This is a genomic window from Shewanella sp. VK101 (genome assembly GCF_056497865.1).
In genome coordinates this window covers 773,112-790,808 of the sequence record NZ_CM151402.1, presented here as the reverse complement: position 1 = coordinate 790,808, position 17,697 = coordinate 773,112, and the positions used below count along the sequence as shown (strand labels likewise).

General features: G+C 54.6%; 17 protein-coding genes. 4 read left to right on the top strand and 13 right to left on the bottom strand.

The window, feature by feature from the left end:
• Nucleotides 1-49: 49 nt before the first annotated feature.
• The 6 genes from ACSHSR_RS03590 to ACSHSR_RS03565 form a co-directional block, all read right to left on the bottom strand.
• Nucleotides 50-1,249: an ABC transporter permease gene (locus ACSHSR_RS03590; RefSeq protein WP_208143102.1), complete on the bottom strand. Its 1,200-nt coding sequence runs from the start codon at nt 1,247-1,249 to the stop codon at nt 50-52.
• Between the two features lie 10 nt (nt 1,250-1,259).
• The gene (locus ACSHSR_RS03585; protein ID WP_165565651.1) at nt 1,260-2,570 is read right to left on the bottom strand and encodes an ABC transporter permease; all 1,311 of its coding nucleotides are present in this window, start codon (nt 2,568-2,570) and stop codon (nt 1,260-1,262) included.
• A gap of 11 nt (nt 2,571-2,581) precedes the next feature.
• On the bottom strand, nt 2,582-3,304 hold the full coding sequence (locus ACSHSR_RS03580) for an ABC transporter ATP-binding protein (protein WP_028779504.1): 723 nt from the start codon (nt 3,302-3,304) through the stop codon (nt 2,582-2,584).
• A 35-nt stretch (nt 3,305-3,339) separates the two neighbouring features.
• Complete coding sequence (locus ACSHSR_RS03575) at nt 3,340-3,588, bottom strand: hypothetical protein (RefSeq protein WP_144360911.1); 249 nt, start codon at nt 3,586-3,588, stop codon at nt 3,340-3,342.
• Between the two features lie 10 nt (nt 3,589-3,598).
• On the bottom strand, nt 3,599-4,861 hold the full coding sequence (locus ACSHSR_RS03570; protein ID WP_479631254.1) for an efflux RND transporter periplasmic adaptor subunit: 1,263 nt from the start codon (nt 4,859-4,861) through the stop codon (nt 3,599-3,601).
• 390 nt (nt 4,862-5,251) lie between these two features.
• Nucleotides 5,252-6,091 (bottom strand): cobalamin-binding protein, encoded by an 840-nt coding sequence (locus ACSHSR_RS03565; RefSeq protein WP_479631504.1) that lies wholly within the window; start codon nt 6,089-6,091, stop codon nt 5,252-5,254.
• Between the two features lie 281 nt (nt 6,092-6,372).
• Here ACSHSR_RS03565 and ACSHSR_RS03560 point away from each other — a divergent pair, with 281 nt between their 5' ends.
• The 4 genes from ACSHSR_RS03560 (at nt 6,373) to ACSHSR_RS03545 (ending at nt 12,464) form a co-directional block, all read left to right on the top strand.
• Nucleotides 6,373-7,779 (top strand): glycerophosphodiester phosphodiesterase, encoded by a 1,407-nt coding sequence (locus ACSHSR_RS03560; RefSeq protein WP_479631253.1) that lies wholly within the window; start codon nt 6,373-6,375, stop codon nt 7,777-7,779.
• Nucleotides 7,780-7,789: 10 nt separating this feature from the next.
• On the top strand, nt 7,790-10,141 hold the full coding sequence (locus ACSHSR_RS03555; protein ID WP_208142112.1) for a PEGA domain-containing protein: 2,352 nt from the start codon (nt 7,790-7,792) through the stop codon (nt 10,139-10,141).
• 12 nt (nt 10,142-10,153) lie between these two features.
• Nucleotides 10,154-11,827, top strand: a complete 1,674-nt coding sequence (locus ACSHSR_RS03550; protein ID WP_144191512.1) for a hypothetical protein — start codon at nt 10,154-10,156, stop codon at nt 11,825-11,827.
• A gap of 73 nt (nt 11,828-11,900) precedes the next feature.
• On the top strand, nt 11,901-12,464 hold the full coding sequence (locus tag ACSHSR_RS03545) for a hypothetical protein (protein ID WP_479631252.1): 564 nt from the start codon (nt 11,901-11,903) through the stop codon (nt 12,462-12,464).
• Between the two features lie 362 nt (nt 12,465-12,826).
• Here ACSHSR_RS03545 and murA read toward each other — a convergent pair whose 3' ends face one another.
• The 7 genes from murA to mlaF are packed head-to-tail and all read right to left on the bottom strand — an operon-like array spanning nt 12,827 to nt 17,428.
• The gene (murA, locus tag ACSHSR_RS03540) at nt 12,827-14,086 is read right to left on the bottom strand and encodes a UDP-N-acetylglucosamine 1-carboxyvinyltransferase (RefSeq protein ID WP_028779511.1); all 1,260 of its coding nucleotides are present in this window, start codon (nt 14,084-14,086) and stop codon (nt 12,827-12,829) included.
• Nucleotides 14,087-14,095: 9 nt separating this feature from the next.
• A complete protein-coding gene (locus tag ACSHSR_RS03535) occupies nt 14,096-14,353 on the bottom strand; it encodes a BolA family protein (RefSeq protein ID WP_025012084.1) in 258 nt (85 codons plus the stop codon).
• A 7-nt stretch (nt 14,354-14,360) separates the two neighbouring features.
• Nucleotides 14,361-14,648 carry an STAS domain-containing protein gene (locus tag ACSHSR_RS03530; RefSeq protein WP_028779512.1) on the bottom strand — a complete coding sequence of 96 codons (288 nt, stop codon included), beginning with the start codon at nt 14,646-14,648 and terminating at the stop codon, nt 14,361-14,363.
• Nucleotides 14,645-15,301 carry an MlaC/ttg2D family ABC transporter substrate-binding protein gene (locus ACSHSR_RS03525; RefSeq protein ID WP_025011771.1) on the bottom strand — a complete coding sequence of 219 codons (657 nt, stop codon included), beginning with the start codon at nt 15,299-15,301 and terminating at the stop codon, nt 14,645-14,647. The genes ACSHSR_RS03530 and ACSHSR_RS03525 overlap by 4 nt, the downstream gene beginning before the upstream one ends.
• Before the next feature lie 10 nt (nt 15,302-15,311).
• Nucleotides 15,312-15,785: an outer membrane lipid asymmetry maintenance protein MlaD gene (gene mlaD / locus ACSHSR_RS03520; protein WP_025888614.1), complete on the bottom strand. Its 474-nt coding sequence runs from the start codon at nt 15,783-15,785 to the stop codon at nt 15,312-15,314.
• Nucleotides 15,786-15,828: 43 nt separating this feature from the next.
• Nucleotides 15,829-16,614, bottom strand: coding sequence for a lipid asymmetry maintenance ABC transporter permease subunit MlaE (gene mlaE, locus ACSHSR_RS03515; RefSeq protein WP_028779514.1), 786 nt, complete (start codon nt 16,612-16,614; stop codon nt 15,829-15,831).
• Nucleotides 16,601-17,428: a phospholipid ABC transporter ATP-binding protein MlaF gene (gene mlaF / locus ACSHSR_RS03510; protein ID WP_208137474.1), complete on the bottom strand. Its 828-nt coding sequence runs from the start codon at nt 17,426-17,428 to the stop codon at nt 16,601-16,603. The genes mlaE and mlaF overlap by 14 nt, the downstream gene beginning before the upstream one ends.
• Nucleotides 17,429-17,697 lie beyond the last annotated feature (269 nt).

Here is a 17,697-nt window from a genome sequence, read left to right as displayed (position 1 = left end):
AGCCAAACTGCATGAGCCATGCCGTCGACTCGAATGGGCGGCAGGCAGATCAGACGCTGCGGGTCGCCATTGCCGGTGAGATATTCGCCGCCCTGCGGGCAGGCAAGACCACAGCCACTGTAGTCACCAGCAACATACCCACCACTGTCAGCAGCGGATAGATGAGGTCGAGCTGTGGCAGGTCATAGTGCTGCATCAGTTGTTGCCCCAACACCACGGCAAGACAAGCCCCCAACAGCCCTCCGGCGATACAGATAAGGTAGTTTTCCGTCAGAAACAGACTCAGGATATCGGCCTTGGTGGCCCCCAAGGCCCGCCGGGTGCCAATCTGTTTGGTGCGGCGCTGAATGTTGAACATCACCATACCTGTCAGGCCTAAACTGGTGATCAGCAGCAGCAAAATCACCATCATGGACAGCACGCTGACCATGAGCTCGTGGTCACGATAGGAGCTTTGCTTTACTTCCTGGATAGATTGGAAATCATCGATCACCCGATTGGGGTTTTCCTTCATCAAGGCCTCGAGGATCTGCTCTTTCAACGCCTTGTGATGCTCGCTCGGCGCCCGCACCATGTAGAAATGCCCGGTGTAATCGACGTTCTGGATCAGGCTGTACTCGAGATCTTTGCTGTCCACCCAGGCACCCTGCAGTTTGTCGACCACACCTATCACAGTGACATTCTCGTCCCTATCGGCCCAGAGGGTCTTGCCCACGGCGGACTCGCTGCGCCAAACCTCATCGGCCAGCGCCTTGCTGATGATCACCAGCTTATTGCTGCCGTTAACATCATCATTGATCTCGTTGGCGTAGAAGTTACGCCCATCCACCAACTTGACCCCCAAGGTTTCCAGGGTGTGCTCTGTCCCCAGGTACATGGCAAGCTGGGGCGTCGTCTTGGACGTTTCCGGATCCGGCCCCAGATTCAGCGTGGTGGACCAGCCACTGCCACTGAGCGGCAACATATTGGTGGACGTCGCCGCGACGACATTGGGCAGGCGGCGGAGGATCTGCTGGTCGACCTTGTTCTGCAGCTTGGTATCTATATTGGGGTCGAAGTTGTAGACGGTAAAGGCCAGGATCTCCTGCTCGGCAATCCCGGAATCACGCTGCATCATGGTCAAACGTTCATGGATAATAAAGCTGGCATTGGCGACTATGGCCACCGACAAGATGATCTGCATCAGCAGTAGTATCGGGCCGCTCTTGCTGCGCATCAGGCTGCTGAAAACCGGTTTAATATTTAGCATAGTCAATCCCTTACTGGCTCTTGAGGTAAACGCTTGGTTTAGTGCGGCACACAACCCAAGCCGGATAAAGACCCGCCAACATGGCGGTACCTACCGCTATCCCGGGGGTGATAAACCACATACTCAAAGACAGGTGCGTCAGCCCTTCGGCAACCCCGAAGCGCGCCGACAGGCTATAGAGTGCTCCCCAGGCCCAGGCGAGGCCGAGAAAGCCACCCAACAGCCCGATCACGCCCACCTCTACCATGTATTGAGAGAAAATCTGCCCGCGGCTGGCCCCAATGGCGCGGCGCACGCCAACCTCGGGGGCTCGCTTAAGGAACTTGGTCAGCATCAACCCCAGAATATTGACCAGGCAAACACTGAGAAACAGTATGCTCAGCCCCACCAGAATCTTATTGTCCTCGGGCACTACATGATTTTTCTCCAGCCAGGCGTCTACATCGGACAGCTGCGCCGACTCAGAGGGAGACTTGCCATCGGTGAAGCGCCCCAGTTCTTTTTGCTGCTCGACATACTGAGCGAGGAAGTTCTTATAGGCGGCTCTGTCTTCTGCGCTTGGCAGATCGACCCAGTACTCGAGCCAGACTTTCTCTGAAACCAGTCTGTCCTGATAGTTGTCCAGACGCTCATACTTCCAACCTGAGACATTCCCCCAAACCGGAAACTCTTCATGGGCGGCCAGCGAAAACGGAATATACACTTGCTCGGCACTGGCAAAGGCGCCGCTGGTAGGATCGTAATACTTGGGCTGAGGGTTCCAGTCGGCTATCACGCCCACCACCTGAAAGGGTTTGCGGTTGAGATAGACAGTCTTGCCAACGCTGTTCTCGCCACCAAACAGCTTCTGGTTCAGCTTTCTGCCGATAACCACTTGATAGGCCGCTTGCTCGTCCACTGATTTGTCCCAAACATTGCCATAGAGAAAAGGCACTTCGAACAGCGGGAAGAAGCCGCGGTCTGTCACCCTGACGCCCTGCAACATGGGCAGAACTTCAGGGTCATCCGTTTGCACCGCCATACCACTGCGGAACATGGCGGCCTGCGATTTGGGGAGCTCCCCCTTACGCAGATTCATGGCATCCTGAAAAGTGATCAGCGAGTTAAACTCATCCCAGGAATCGGGTCCCTGGCTCCACAGCTGCACTGTGTTGAGTTGCTCGGCGCGATCCCCGGCCGGATTGAAGGACATCATGCTGTACACGTTCAGCGTGGTGATGGTGATCCCTATCCCCACAGAGATGGCCAACACCATCAACAGCGACAATATCGGCGTCTTTTTGATGCTGCGCCAGGCCAGGTCAACATAGTAAATAAACATGCTCGCGCTCCTTAGCTGGCCACTTGTTCGGCCACATCCAGCTGCGGCGCCTGTTCGGTTTGATAACGGCTGAAATCACACACCTGGCCATCCACTATCTGGATATTGCGCTGGGCGCGGCGGGCCAGCTCCGGGTCATGGGTTACCATAATGATGGTCGTGCCGGCCTTGTTGATCTCCTCCAGCAGTTCCATCACCTGGCGGGCCATCAGGCTGTCCAAGTTACCCGTAGGTTCGTCGGCGAGCAGGAATCTCGGCTCCCCGGCCAAGGCGCGGGCGATGGCCACCCGCTGCTGCTGACCACCCGAGAGTTGTGAGGGCAGATGCTTCATCCTCGCCCCCAGGCCCACCTGCTCCAGTGCCTGCTTCACCCGCTTCTGGCGCTCCTTGGCGCCAAAGCCGCGATAACGCAGTGGTACTTCAACATTCTCTGCCAGATTCAAGTCAGGGATAAGGTTAAAACCCTGAAAGATAAAGCCAATTTTCTCATTGCGGATGGCCGCAGCCTTGTTGTCACTCAGGTTGGAGATATTGACATCATCAAGAAAATACTCGCCATGGGTAAAGCCTTCGAGCAGACCGGCGATATTGAGAAAGGTGGTTTTACCCGAGCCCGACGGTCCGGTCACGGCAACAAACTCCCCCTCCTGCACCGACAGATTGAAATCCCGTAACGCATGGGTTTCCACTAAATCCGTTTTGAACACCTTGTTGATATTTTTCATGGTTAACATGGTTTTAGTTCCTTATTTTTGCGTTATTCGGTGGGTTATTTTAGTTTCGTCAGGGCAGACAGACATTGCCCAAACCACTGGCCCGGCGCCATCGCGGCATGGCTGAAATCGGCAACTTGCCCCGGCTCGGCCGACACAGAGTTGACTGTGGTGGCTTCGATAAGATTGAGTCCCAGCAGGAACCAGTCCGAGGTATCTCGGGTATAGACCAGAGTCGCCACCAGCAACAGCAGCAGAGCCAGGGCCGCCACCAGACGTTCGGTGTTGAAGCTTTCGGTTTTCATTCTTCTCTCCTCAGCGAACCAGCACTTGCTCGGCGTCATTGAACAGATCGATATTGGAAATCACCCATTGGTCACCCACCTCGCCGCCTTCCAGCACCTCGATATGGCTCATGCTGCGAGCACCGAGTTTGATCTCGGTGCGCTCGGCAATATCCCCCAGGAGACGGTACACCAGGCGACCACCGCCACTGTTCACGAAGGCGCCGCGCTTGACCATCAGCACATCGGCACGGTTTTCCAACAAAACTCTGGCCGACAGGCGCTGATTTTGCCTGAGGTGCAAAGCGGTATCCTGCTGGAACCGGACCCGGGTAGAGACTTCGCGGTTACGTACTTCGGGGGAGATGGAGGCCAACTTGCCCATCACCATCACGCCGCCGAAGTTGAGTTCCACATCCATCCCCAGCCCCAGTTCATCGGCGTAGGTTTCCGGCACTGCCAACTCGGCCTCGAAGGCACTCAAGTCCACTACGGTCAGGATCGGCTGGCTCTGGGCGATACGGGCTTTTTGTTCCGTCAGCCAGTTACCTATGATGCCGCCAACAGGGGCTGTGATGTTCAGTGCTGCCACCTGACGTTCCAACTCGGCGACCACCAGTGCCTGACGATTGACCTCGGCCGCCTTGTTTTGCAGCTCAAAGGTCAGGGTGTCTTTCATCAGTGCGGCTTCCTGCTGGGCATGGGCATACTGCAGCTTGGCCTTGTGCAGCTCATCCTTGCTCTTCTCGTAATCTATCTTGGAGATCAGGCTGGTTTCGATCAGTTGATCGCCGCGGCGGCTCTCCCTGTCTGCGGCCTCCAGATCCACCTTGGCCATATCCAGAGTCTGATTCGCCTTGAGTTGATTACGTCGGGCGTCCAACTTGGCCCGTTCCAGGGCACTCTTCATCCCATCGAGCAGGGCTTGCTGCTGCTTGAGGCTGTTGGTCAGGCTGTGGCTTTCTATGGTCGCGACCACCTGGCCCTGCTCGACCCTGTCCCCCGGATTGGCTATCAGAGTCACAGTGCCGCCTTCAGGGCTGTAGAGGATTGGCGCGTTGGCGGCGACTATTTTGCCTGTAGTGGCGATATCCCGGGTCAGAGTGCCGCGCTCCAGAGTGGCGAAGCGCAGCTCACTGCGATCTATGGATTCACTGACACCGCTGCCACTGACACTGGCCCACACCAGGCCCGACAGCAACAATACTGCCGCGCCCAGGGTAGCTGGCCACTTGAGGCGACGCGCTAAACTCGGCGCCACTTGCTTGTCTTGTCCGCTGGTATCCTTAATCATCCCGTTTGTTCCTCAATTGAGCTTGTGACCATCTTGTTGCAACTAGGTTTACAAAGCTTGTGCCAAGTTTAGATAGTCATAGTTATCAATTGGTTGGAAAGCAGTGGAGATTTTATTTGTGTCCGCGGACAAGCGGATACTGTCCGCTTTTTGCAAAAGTGTCCGCCAGGCGGACACTTGGGGAAATCCGACTTCGACAGGCCCCGGCATGCCTTCAATCAGATGCCTTGAATGCCAATTGCTGTGTAAGCCACTCTCTACAAAATAGAGTGGCGCGAGGACTTATTCGCACCTTCCTTGGGATTTAGTAACAGATGAATAAATAGAGGCCGGGCTTAAAACGCCTGCAGCAGGATGACCAGACTGGCGCCGAAGCCGGGATGATGATTGTCATAGCCGCGGCCCTTCGCGGGCCTGGTCGAGCACCTTGCAGATGGCCTCAACACCTTCCAGCGCCCTTGGGGTCGCCCGGTGCAGGAGATCGGCGTTAAGTGTGTAGATTTGTTCCATTTTCACTGCAGGGATCTCCTGCCATTGGCTCCAGTCCAACCGCTTGCCATCGCCCTTTTCATCCGTCTTGATGATCACCTCGGGTTGACTGAGAAGCACATTTTCCATACTTACCTGAGGATAGGGTGAACTGCTGTCCTTGAAGACATTGTTGCCATGGCAGACTTCCAACAACTGCTGGATCCAGCTGTCCTGGGCCACTGTCATCAAAGGCTCGGACCAGAGTTGATAGAACACCTTGATCTCCGGCTTGGCGGCATTGTCCCGGCGCAAAGTTGCCAATTGTTGCCGGTAGTCGGCAGCCACTTCCCCGGCCTGCTGTCTGTGGCCGGTGAGGCGCCCTAGCTGTTCCAGCTCTTCGGCAATGCCTTCCAGGGTCTTGGGGTCACTGCCGTAAATGCGATACCCAAGCTTGGTCAACTGTTCGATATCTTCGCTGCGGTTGCCCGTATCCCAGACCACCACCAGATCCGGATTCAGCTCTATCACTCTTTCTATCTGTATGCCGTAGTAGCCGCCTATGCGGGGAATGGCCTTGGCGGCCTCGGGGAAATCGGCATAGTCTGTGGTGGCTACTATCTGCTCCACCGCGCCAATGGCAAACAGCATCTCCACCGCATGGGGAGAGAGCGCCACTATACGCATGGCCGGCCTGGCGCTAACGCTTTTATTGACCGCTTTGTCGGGCGACTTGGCCTGGGCAGCAGGGCTCAGAGCCAAACTGCAAAGCAGGCAGAGTATCAGTCGGTTCACCTGGTTTCCTTGGTTATTCACAATTGTGCTTCAAGCATACCTCAAGCAAGTTGTGAGTAAAACGCGCGCCCCAGGTTCTGCGACCGCAAAAAGCACACCATTTGACCAATAAAAAGTCAGCCAATGTTCAGTTTTGAGACGGCACAAGTAAAACTTGTTAAACATTGGCATCACAGGTTGACCGAGAGTAAATAATTAATTTTAATACCCTGTTTTTATATATAGTTACAGAGCACCAAGGAATACAAGTGCGCCTCTTTTTTGTCCTGATATTTTGCTGTTTCGGCCTGCTTGGCGGCTGTAAAAGCACCCCATCCGCCCCCGAACCTCAACCCGTGGATCCGCAAAAACTGGCGCTGGAACAAGCCTTCAACGCCCGAGGCTTTACTCTGTCAGCACTGGATAACATCAATTATCTGGGTGCCAGGCAGTGCAGCAACCTGGAGCTCCAGGCCCACAGAGGCTCGATACGTTTTCCGGAAAACTCGCTGGAAGCCGTCATAGATGCCCTGGATAACCAGTTTGATGTGATTGAAATCGACGTGCGCCTGACCCGGGATGATGTCTGGGTCATTCATCACGATGGCCGCACCGGACGCGAAACCGGCACCATAGACAATAAGCGCCGCAAGATAGAGTCGATTCGCTATGAGAAAGAGTGGGGCTATCTGCGCCAACGGGACATGCAAACCGGCGCACTCACAGATACAGTACCGCCCAACTTTCGCCAGCTGGCACAGGTGTTCAGCCGCTATGCCCATAGCGGACAGAAGCTGAATATTGAGATCAAGAGTCGCGCCGGCAGCCAGGATCTGGAGATGCTCGACTATCTGGCCTTCAGTATCATAGGCCAGGGGCGCTACTTCTACAGCAGTCTGGAGCTGGAAAACCTCAAAAAAATGAGGCAGATAAACGACGCTGTTTTCCTGTCCTTTATCCAGAGCCCCGCCAAGGCCTCGATGAACAAACTGGCGGCCGATATGAAACGCGGCGCAGGTCAAGATCCCATCTTTTTGCGTAATCAATCCATGCTGGAGGATATTCAGGGTTACGCCAACCGCCGCTACCGGGAAAAGCGTTATGACTCCTCGGCCGGACTCAATAAGCTGAAAAAGGCGCTCAAGTCCAACTTCGGTATCGCCGTGGACATACGCCACTATCGGCAAAACGCCTCTGGGTTCAAATCGGTAGCCCATAACCGCGGCATTCCTGTGGCCAGCTATACCATAAATGGTCATGATTACCACGAACAGAGCCTGCTGGGACTCAAGCGCAGTCAACTGCCCGACTCTGTGATTATCGACGACAGTCTCTATGGCTTTTGCAGCCGCTTCGCCCTGCCGCCCATGCTGCCTTATCAAGGCAGCACTGAGCTGACCCGCAAGCTGGCCACGCTGCCCAAGGATCTGGATCTTTCCAAACTCTCTTTGCTGGAAACCTACTGGCCCAACGGTCTGTATCCGGCGGTGGATGGCAAACTGAAGTCCTTCAAGACAGGCGCGGTGGCCAATAAAGGCAAGGCGTCCGAGTCTGGCGGCGGCTTTGTCCCTGTGATCATGAAAACCCAGGCCGGCCCCAGAGAAAACCAGACCCAAGTAGATCTCACCGCCGATGATGCAGTGAAAATAGAGCTGCGCCGCAGCGAGCAGCAGTGAGGAACCAAGGATGAAAAAACTGTCCTGGCGGGTATTTTTCCTGCTGCTGAGCGCTGCCTATCTGATCCCAGAGGCTATCTTCAACGCCCAACTGGTTTCTTTGGTGGGCTTGGGCACCCCCAAGCCTGAGCAACTCGAACACCTGGAGATATACGGCCGCACCATTTCCGGAATAGGTGTGACCCTGCTGCTGGCCGATCTCTTGCCGGCTCGGCTGTTCAAAACCGGCCTGAGAGGCAGCCTGACCCTGTTGCTGCTCACCTTGTGCGTCTGGCCCAGCGTGTTTTTCGGCCAGAAATACCTGATAGAGCAATGGTTGATTGAACCCTCTACCCCGGAGCAGCGTCAATACGCGGCCTACAGCGCGGCGCTACGTGATGCCCTGGCGGTTAACGCGGTCGAAGTCGAAGGTCTCAACTACGACCCCAAAGAGCTGCACAGCTCTGAAAACCTGACCTTTTTGGCCCTGTTCGGCGGCCTGGCCTATGCCGACCACAACCTCACCGACAACCTGGATGATTACAAACAGAAGATCATTCACAACTTCGTACAAAAGCGGGCCTATCGCGACTTTGACCAGCACTATCACGACTTTGGTCAACTCTATGATGAGCTGTCGGCCAGCTATCGCAGTTATGCCGAAGGCTCCAACCGCTACAACCAGACCCTGGCCGGGATCCCGGAGCGGGAGATGGGTTACTGGCAAAACATAGAGCAGGAGGTCAATCAGGGCTGGGGCAAGTATCAACAGGCGCAAAAGGCCCATGTGGCCAAGGCCGGTGCCAGGGCCCAGGAATACGGTCCCAAGATCTTCGCCTACCATGAAGACACCAACCGCTGCCAGGAACGCTACAAGAAGTCGTCCCAGAAAGAACGTCGCTATCAATGTATAGAACGGGAAAATGCCCGCTACAAGACAATGATCTCCAAGGCGGGGCTCGGCTACATAGATCCCAACTACTGGTTGATAGTCGAAGACATCAGCACAGGCGAAAACCTGTTGTCCAGCGCCCTTTTCGGGGTGATGACCGCCGGTGTCGGCACCGCCATGCAGGCGCTGAGTCTGGCTACAGGTGGCGATGGCGGTCTTAAGGACAAGCGCTATAAGTACACAGACGATCCGGATCATTACCAGCGCCTGTTCTTGGCCCACCCCAAGTTCCAGGCGATGTTTGAAAAGGAAACCGGCTATCCGTTCAACATAGCGTCACTGGCCGACTTCAGAGTGCATCCTGTGACTCAGGTGAAACTGCGCCGGGCCCTCAAGGCCAAGGGGCTGAAACTGCCTGACAGCTGGCATATCAGCAATCGTCCGCTGTTTAGTCAAAGCGTGGCCAAGACGGTTAAGGCCGAAGCCGATGCCCGCTGGCAGAGCGAGATGCGTAAACGCGGTTTGGACTTGCCCATCAACTTAAGTTGGAACGCCTTCCAGTTGCATCCGCAGATCCAACGCAAGATAGCCGCTCGTATGGGCGATCTCTATGTGCCGAACGTCCGCGCCGACTGGAACCAGGCCAACTTCAAACGCCATGTGCTGGATCCCAACATCCAGAAGCGTACCCAGAGTTACCTGCAGATGTTGGCCGAATCAGAGCGTGAATTTGCCGATGGCGGACGCTATGCCGAGCAAGGCAAGCAGGCGCTGCGATCTGTGATTATTCCGCCCATCTCCATGTCACTCAGCCTGTTTTTGATCTGTATGACCTTTATCAAACTGCCGCTGAAGACGCTGCAGCTGTTCCGCCCCGGCACGAGTCAAGCAAATGCCAGCGAAGACAGTATCGGCATAAATGAGAATGCCAATGAAAGTGCCAAGTCCGGCAAACGCCGCTGGCTGGCATTGACCGCTAAGCTGTTGCCCCCCCTGTTGCTGCTGACCTTGCCGGTGCTTTTGGTGCAAAACCGCTACACCCAGGATGATACCAGCCCGGTGAACTACTTCCTCACCAAGGTGGAACAGTCCGGCAATATCGGCTTTGCCTACGCCCTGCGCTGGACACTGCACGCCCAGCCGCTGCTGCATCCTTTGGGGCTGAGCTTTGAGCAACACACGGGTATCTATCAGGCCTTCTCGCCACTGGCGCATTCACTGGCCAAGATAGACTTGCTGCACAAGAGCACTCCAGCGCCACTCAAGGCCAGCGAGCTGGCACCGACCGAGACACGCCTCAAGGTCGAAACCAATGTGAACAACGCAAATATCAGGATCATGAACATCGGCCCCAAGTATCACCCGGGGATCCGGCTTAAACCGGGCAACTACGATGTGCAGGTAAGCGCCCCCGGTTATCAGACCTACCGCAAATGGCACAGCCTGAATGGCGGCGAACAAACACTGACAATCCGTCTTTTACCCAATTGACAAGGAAACTGAATGCACCACTGCAATCAACCCATTTATGCCAAGGAAAACTTCTGCGGTCACTGCGGAGAGTCCCTGCCTGAGCAGCCCAAACTGAAGAATATTGAGGATGTCGCCCCTGAGATCCTAAAAGATCTCAAACCCCACTATTCCGGCGCCAGGACCTTCACCGGCCGGGTCAACTCCAGCTTCCTTTACAAGCGGCGCCGGGTAGACAGTGGCAATAACCTCACCTACAGCTACTGGTGGCTTGAGCTGGAAGACAAGGACGGCAACATAGAGCGGGTCAGTGTCAATGCCGAGAACAAGTTCTACGACCAGCTTCGCCGCGGCGATGTGCTGACCTTGTTTTATCCGACAGACTACACCCTGAATTACCGCATCGAAGGTAAAGACGCCAAACGCCTGGTCAGCCATAACCATATGGCTCCGGCCGCTATCAGTCATGAAGCCGACGGTCAACGCTCCACCATAGTGCCCGACTATGAGCCGGGTAGCCAATCCAGCGCCTTCTGGTGGCTGCTGCTGGGGATTGCCAGTGCCTTGTTGCTGTACTTTGGTGCCAAACAACCCACAGAAATCGCTATCGGGGTGGCCGTGGTTCTGTCTGTGGTGTGTTTCATTCTGGAGCGTCAACGCAACCAGAAGAAACACACCAGGGAACTGCGCCGCTACGAGGCGCTGCAACTGGCGATGAAACGCCTGTTGTCTGTCACCCAAGAAGCGCTGGGCTACCATATCGCCCAGCGGCCGAGAAAAGATTCGGATATTTTCTGCTTCAAATGCCAGAGTCGCATCGACGGCGAGCACGGCTACTGTGTTCAGTGCGGCAGCTCGCAGCAGCAAGCACCGGCAACGGCCGCCAACAGCCTCAGCGTCCGCGATGAGGAAGAGGCCATGATGCGGCAATACAGCCTGAGTTACCGTGAGCCCTATCTGCACAAGCATGTCTTGGCCGGCGATGAAAAGGGTGAAGTCAGCGTCTCCTGTATCATGGGCAAAGTGCTCGACAGAAGTGCCAGCGCCAGTGTCGATGACTTCACGGTCACCACCACTAAAACCACCACCACAGACCATTATGTGGGTAACAGATTCTCCCACAGCACCACAGACACTGAAACCAGCAGCCATCGCAGCCGCAGCTCCAACGTTGATGGCGAAGTCTTGCTGCAACTGGCCGATGGTGAAGTGCGGGAGATGCGCTTCGGCGAAGATCTGTTGGGGGATCTGGATGTGGGCGATTGGATGATTTACGCCAGTTCAAGGGCCAAATTGGGCGTTGATGACTATAACCGTGAGTACGCCTATAACCTGACCAAGAGCAAACGTTATAACAACACATCTTTCCAGCAATACGGCAAGCTCAACGGCGCAGGCACCTGGATCTTGTTGGCGATTGCCGCCTTGGTCTTCAACTTCTGGGGCCCGGATCATATCTGGTATCCGCTGTTCGATATGCTCTACTTCCCGCTGCTGGATCCCATCTACAGCACCTCCTTCTTTAGACACAACCTGACCCTGGTGGTGTTTATCATGGTCAGTGCAGTACTGCTAGTTTGGACCCTGCTCTACGGGCGGCGTAACCAAGAGCGTAAGCGTAAACTGCTGTCACGCCTGACCGACCATATCGACGGTTTTACTCGCGCCATCCCAGAGTTGAAGGAAAAGCTTAAACGTATGGGCTAACGCCGGTTTATACTCCCCAAGCCACCTCACGAGGTGGCTTTTTTGCCCCAGAGAAAAATATAGAGAATTGAGAATGCAAGTAGCCTATATAAACGAAGACATGAATGAAGGGGAATCACTATTTAGTGCGGTCGATATTCGCTCGTCACTTTATGATGACAATGATTTTATCCCAACAAGTTGTCTGAATGAGATTGTATGGCAGGACACTGACATCCTCAATATTGAAGCGTTGGACTTAATCAGAGGGGGCGCTTTTAATGTTACCAAGGAGATAGCCGAATTAATAATGAGCTTTGACCCTTACGGGGTCGAAGTCTATCCCTCCAAGTTAACCTGCGCCGGCACAGGGGTTTTATCCGATCGTTATATACTGGCAGTAGACAACTTGGTGGATGCCGTCGATACCGAAAACAGCATCAAAATAACCAACGCTACCACCCGGTTTTTCTTATCGGCTGAAAAAATCAACAAACTTCCCGAAAGTACAAGACATGTATTCAAACCGATAGGAATGACGAAAACATTCTTCTCTATTGAACTACTGGAAGCCCTCATACGCCTGGACGAGGAAGGAAAGATAAACACCAGCATTGTGGCTTTCTCATTTGATACATCTGAAGAAGCACCTAAATAACTGTTCCAAATAATAGATCACGGGAAGGGAACTCAGTCCCGTTTGAGCGATCAACTCTATCGCCACACGATACCATCGCCCCATAGAAGTTGAGTCCACGCCAATATGAGTGCTCTACTCTCTCATGAAGTCTCGGCACTTCGCTTCCACATACTGAACAACATCAGAGCCCAGCCGCTTGCGTGACAGCACTAGGTAAGACGATTGATATGAGTACGCGCCAAAGTTTCTGAAAGTTGCATAAAAAAATCCGATGACATGGAGTCATCGGATTTTGATCCTTTCAGTTAAATCCTCAAGCTATCTGTCTTAACTGATCGGCATTACCCTCATGGTGGTTTTTTACTGACCGAGCAATCGGGTTAGGAGATACGCTCTACCGAACCGCCTAGGCCCTTGAACTTATCTTCGATATGCTCATAGCCTCTATCCAGATGATAGATACGGTCCACCACTGTGGTGCCTTCGGCCATCAGTCCGGCAATCACCAAACTGGCCGACGCCCGCAGATCGGTCGCCATCACCTGAGCACCATTGAGCTGCTCAATACCGTGAATGATACAGGTATTGCCTTCCAGCTCCATATTGGCGCCCATACGATTCAACTCGGGCACATGCATAAAGCGGTTCTCAAAGATGGTTTCCGTGATAGTGCCTGTGCCTTCTGCCAGTGCATTGAGCACACAGAACTGGGCCTGCATATCGGTTGGGAAACCGGGATAAGGCAGAGTCTTGATATTGACTGACTTGGGACGCTTGCCCTTCATGTCCAGGGCTATCCAGTCGCTGCCGGTAAGGATTTCGGCGCCGGCATCTTCCAGCTTGGCCAGCACAGCCTCCAGCGAGCCGGGATCGGCATCCAGACAACGGATCCGGCCACGGGTCACGGCTGCAGCCACCAGGAACGAGCCCGTCTCAATTCTGTCCGGCATCACACGATAACGGCAACCATTGAGCTTCTCCACTCCCTGAATCCGTATGGTGGCGGTTCCGGCGCCCTCAATCTTGGCCCCCATGGCGATAAGGCACTTGGCCAGGTCCACTACTTCGGGTTCGCGGGCGGCGTTTTCAATCACGGTTTCACCGTCGGCCAAGGCCGCGGCCATCAGCAGATTCTCTGTGGCACCAACACTGACCATATCCATGAAGATATGCGCGCCCTTGAGGCGACCATCGACCCGTGCCTTGATATAGCCTTCATCGACTTCTATCTTGGCGCCCATCAGCTCCAGGCCATGTAGGTGCAGGTTCACCGGCCGGGCTCCTATGGCGCAGCCCCCCGGCAGAGACACATCCGCCTTACCGAAACGTGCCAGCAAAGGCCCCAGGATCAGAATTGAGGCGCGCATGGTTTTCACCAGATCATAAGGGGCGCAAAACTCATTGATACCGCTGGCATCGATACGTATCTGGCCCTGCCCCAGTTCGGTGACGTCGGCGCCGAGACAGCGTAGCAGCTTACAGCTGGTGCTGACGTCCCTCAGGTTGGGCACATTGGAAACCAGAAACTCCGATTCGGCCAGCACCCCGGCCATCAGGATAGGCAGGGCAGCATTCTTGGCGCCGGAGATCACCACATTACCGGCAAGCGCACCGCTTGCCTGAATTTTCAGTTTATCCACATTGATACTCTAGGCTGGCATGTTGAAGATTTTTTCACGCTGCCACTGGGTAGGCGTAAAAGTCTTGATACTGAGCGCGTGCATCTCACCACTGGTGATCTTGTCCATCAGGGGCGCATAGATGGCCTGCTGCTGCTTGATACGGCTCATGCCATCGAAACATTCACCCACGGCCACTATCTTGAAATGGCTGCCTTCGGCGCTGACATAGACTTCCGTCAACGAGAGTGAATCCTTTAATATTTGTTCTATCTCTTTGGTATCCATTGGAAACTTACCTAGTTTGGCCCTCTGTGGTAAAGAAGGCATCCAAATCATACAGGGCGATCAACTTACGCACCTGTGGCGAGGGAGAAGCCAGGGTCAGCTCCCCCTTTCTGAGACTGACAAGCTCCATTAGAAACGCCATGCCGGCACTGTCCGAGTATGTCAGCTCGCTGAGTTCCAACCGGCGCACATCGTCCGGCAGCAGTGTCTTGCGCGTCTTCCACAAGCGGGCGACCTCTTCTTGAGTCAAACGCCCGCTCAATTTGCAGCTATCGCCCTGTGGCTCCAGCTTCATAGCGCATCCTTGCCTTTAGGGCCATTAGGATCCACGTGAGCCTGAGTGCGCTCTTTAAGCATCTCAATCACGGCATCTATGCCCTTTTGACGAATGAGTGTAGTGACTTCCGATTGCTTGGAGGCCAGCAGGCTGACACCTTCGGCAACCAGGTCGAAGGCCTTCCAGGTATCGTCCTTCAAACGACGCGCCTTGAACTGCAACTTGATGGGCGGACGACCCGCTTCAATGATCTGCACATTCACCTCGACTATCTTTTCCTGGCTGAAGTCGATGGCGCGGCCAAATTCCACTTTCTGATTGGTGTACTCGGTAAAGGCCTGGGCATAGGTGGAAACCAGGTAGCCCTCAAAAGCATCAACAAAGGCATCACGCTGCTCTTTGGTGGTTTGCTGCAGATATTGGCCCATCACCTTGTAAGCCGCGTACTTGTAATCCACATAAGGCATCAGCTCCTCTTGAACAATCACCTTGAGGTGATCCGGATTGCTGTCGATGATGCTCTTGTCCTGATGGAAACGATCGAATGTCTTGTCGGCAACCTGCTCCACCATGATATAAGGGTTGCTGGTATCGATATCGGCCGCCTGTGCCACAGTTGCAGACGCCAGACAGGCGACGGCCAACAGATTACGGATTATCCCTTTAAACATCTCAGTGCTCCTAGTTGTCCTTTGAACCCATGCTATATAAAAACTGTCCGATCAGATCCTCCAGCACCAGCGCCGAACGGGTATCATCGATGCGATCACCATCTTGCAAAATCGCAATATCGTCATCCATAAACCCAGGTGTCAGGCCGAGGAACTGCTCACCCAGCAAGCCAGAGGTCAAGATAGCCAGGCTGCTGGTTTCGGGAAACTGGTCGTAACGCTTGTCCATGGTCAGAGTCACCACTGGCACCATCTGCTTGGGATCCAGGGTGATCTTACTGACCCGGCCGACAACCACGCCGCCAACCTTTACCGGTGAGCGTACTTTAAGGCCGCCAATATTACTGAACTTGGCCGTCAGAGTGTAAGTATTGTTAGAGGACTGCACCTCCACATTGGCCACCTTGTATACCAGCAGCAGAAAAGCTGCCAGACCCGCCAAGAGGAAGAGTCCCACCATAAATTCAATTTTTCGTGTCAACATAGAGTCACCAGAGTTAATCATCCATTATGCGCCGGCGCCAAAATCAGCGGGCAAACATCAGCGCCGTCAATAAGAAGTCCAGCGCCAATACCGCCAGGCTGGACTGCACCACAGTCTGGGTGGTCGCGCGGCTAATCCCTTCCGGATTAGGCACCACCTGATAACCACGATAGAGGGCTATCCAGGTCACCACTATGGCAAAAACAAAACTTTTAATCAGGCAGTTGACTATGTCCTGCCGCCACTCCACCGCGGCCTGCAGAATCGACCAGAAGGCGCCATTGTCTATGCCTTTCCATTCGACCCCAACCAGATAACCACCATAGATACCCACAGTGGTAAACATCAAGGCCAACAGCGGCATGCTGATCACCCCGGCCCAGAAGCGCGGCGCAATCACCTGCCGCAGCGGATCTATCGCCATCATCTCCAAACTGGAGAGCTGCTCTGTGGATTTCATCAACCCCAGTTCAGCGGTCAGGGCCGAACCGGCGCGGCCGGCAAACAACAAGGCGGTGACCACAGGGCCAAGCTCCCTGAGCAAGCTCAACGCTACCATGGGGCCCAGGCTCTCTTCGGTGCCAAAGTCCACCAGGATGTTGTAGCCCTGCAGCGCCAGCACCATGCCGATAAACAGTCCGGAAACCAAAATGATCACCATGGACTGTACGCCGACGACGTAAACCTGTTTTATCAGCAGTGGCAAGCCTTTGCGTGGCCGTGGCAGTTGCATCAGGGCGCCCCAAAGCATCACCCCCGCCTTGCCAAGCCCTGTTACCAGACTCAGCGCATTGCGGCCAAGATTGGCTATCGAATCAGTCAAGCTCACCGAGCAACTCCTTCTGATAATCCTGCGCCGGATAGTGGAAAGGCACGGGGCCGTCCGGCATACCGTCGATAAACTGCCTTAGCTGTGGATTGTCGGCCTGCTTGAGCTCGGCCGGCGTGCCATGGGCTATGATGCGCTTATCGGCAATCACATACACATAGTCGGCAATGCTCAGCACTTCGCCCACGTCATGGGAAACCACCACAGAGGTGAGATTCAAAGCATCGGACAGCTCTTTAATCAGCTTCACCAGCACTCCCATGGAGATGGGATCCTGACCGGCAAAGGGCTCGTCATACAGCACCATTTCCGGCTCGAGTGCTATGGCGCGGGCCAAGGCTGCCCGGCGCTGCATACCGCCGGAAAGTTCGCTTGGCATCAACTGCGCCGCGCCGCGAAGTCCTACGGCTTCAAGCTTCATTAACACTATGCGGCGGATGATAGCTTCCGGCAGCCCTGAGTGCTCCCTGAGTGCAAAAGCCACGTTATCGAACACATTCATATCGGTGAACAGGGCACCGCTCTGGAACAACATGCTCATCCGCTTACGGGCTTCAAACAGCTCGTGGCGGCTCAGCTTATGAATGTCCTGACCATCGAACAGCACCTGGCCGTGATCCGGAGTCAACTGCCCACCAATGAGCTTCAGCAGCGTGGTCTTGCCTATGCCGCTGGGCCCCATGATGGCAGTAACTTTACCCCTGGGAATCGTGAGGCTTATCTGCTCATAAATCACCCTCGAGCCACGACTGAAGCCGAGATTGCTGACCTCGACCAGGGGAGAAGGATTTTGCTGCTTGCTGGATTCCGGCATCAAAATGAAATGGAGACCTTGTCTAGTGGAATTCAAGTACGGCGCAGCTGTAGCTGCCATGGCACATAAGGCCCGCCGTTATAAGGCTTGATACTGCCGCAGGCTTACTGAATTGACGCTGAATGGCGCCCGGTAACCCGTATGGCCAAGCCAAAGATAAGCGATAAATTGTACGCAATTGAGGATAAGCGCACAACTGAATCAATAGTATCGCGCCGTGATACTTTCAATTTGTAGCAAATACGGCGAAAATGCACGCCAGAATCCGT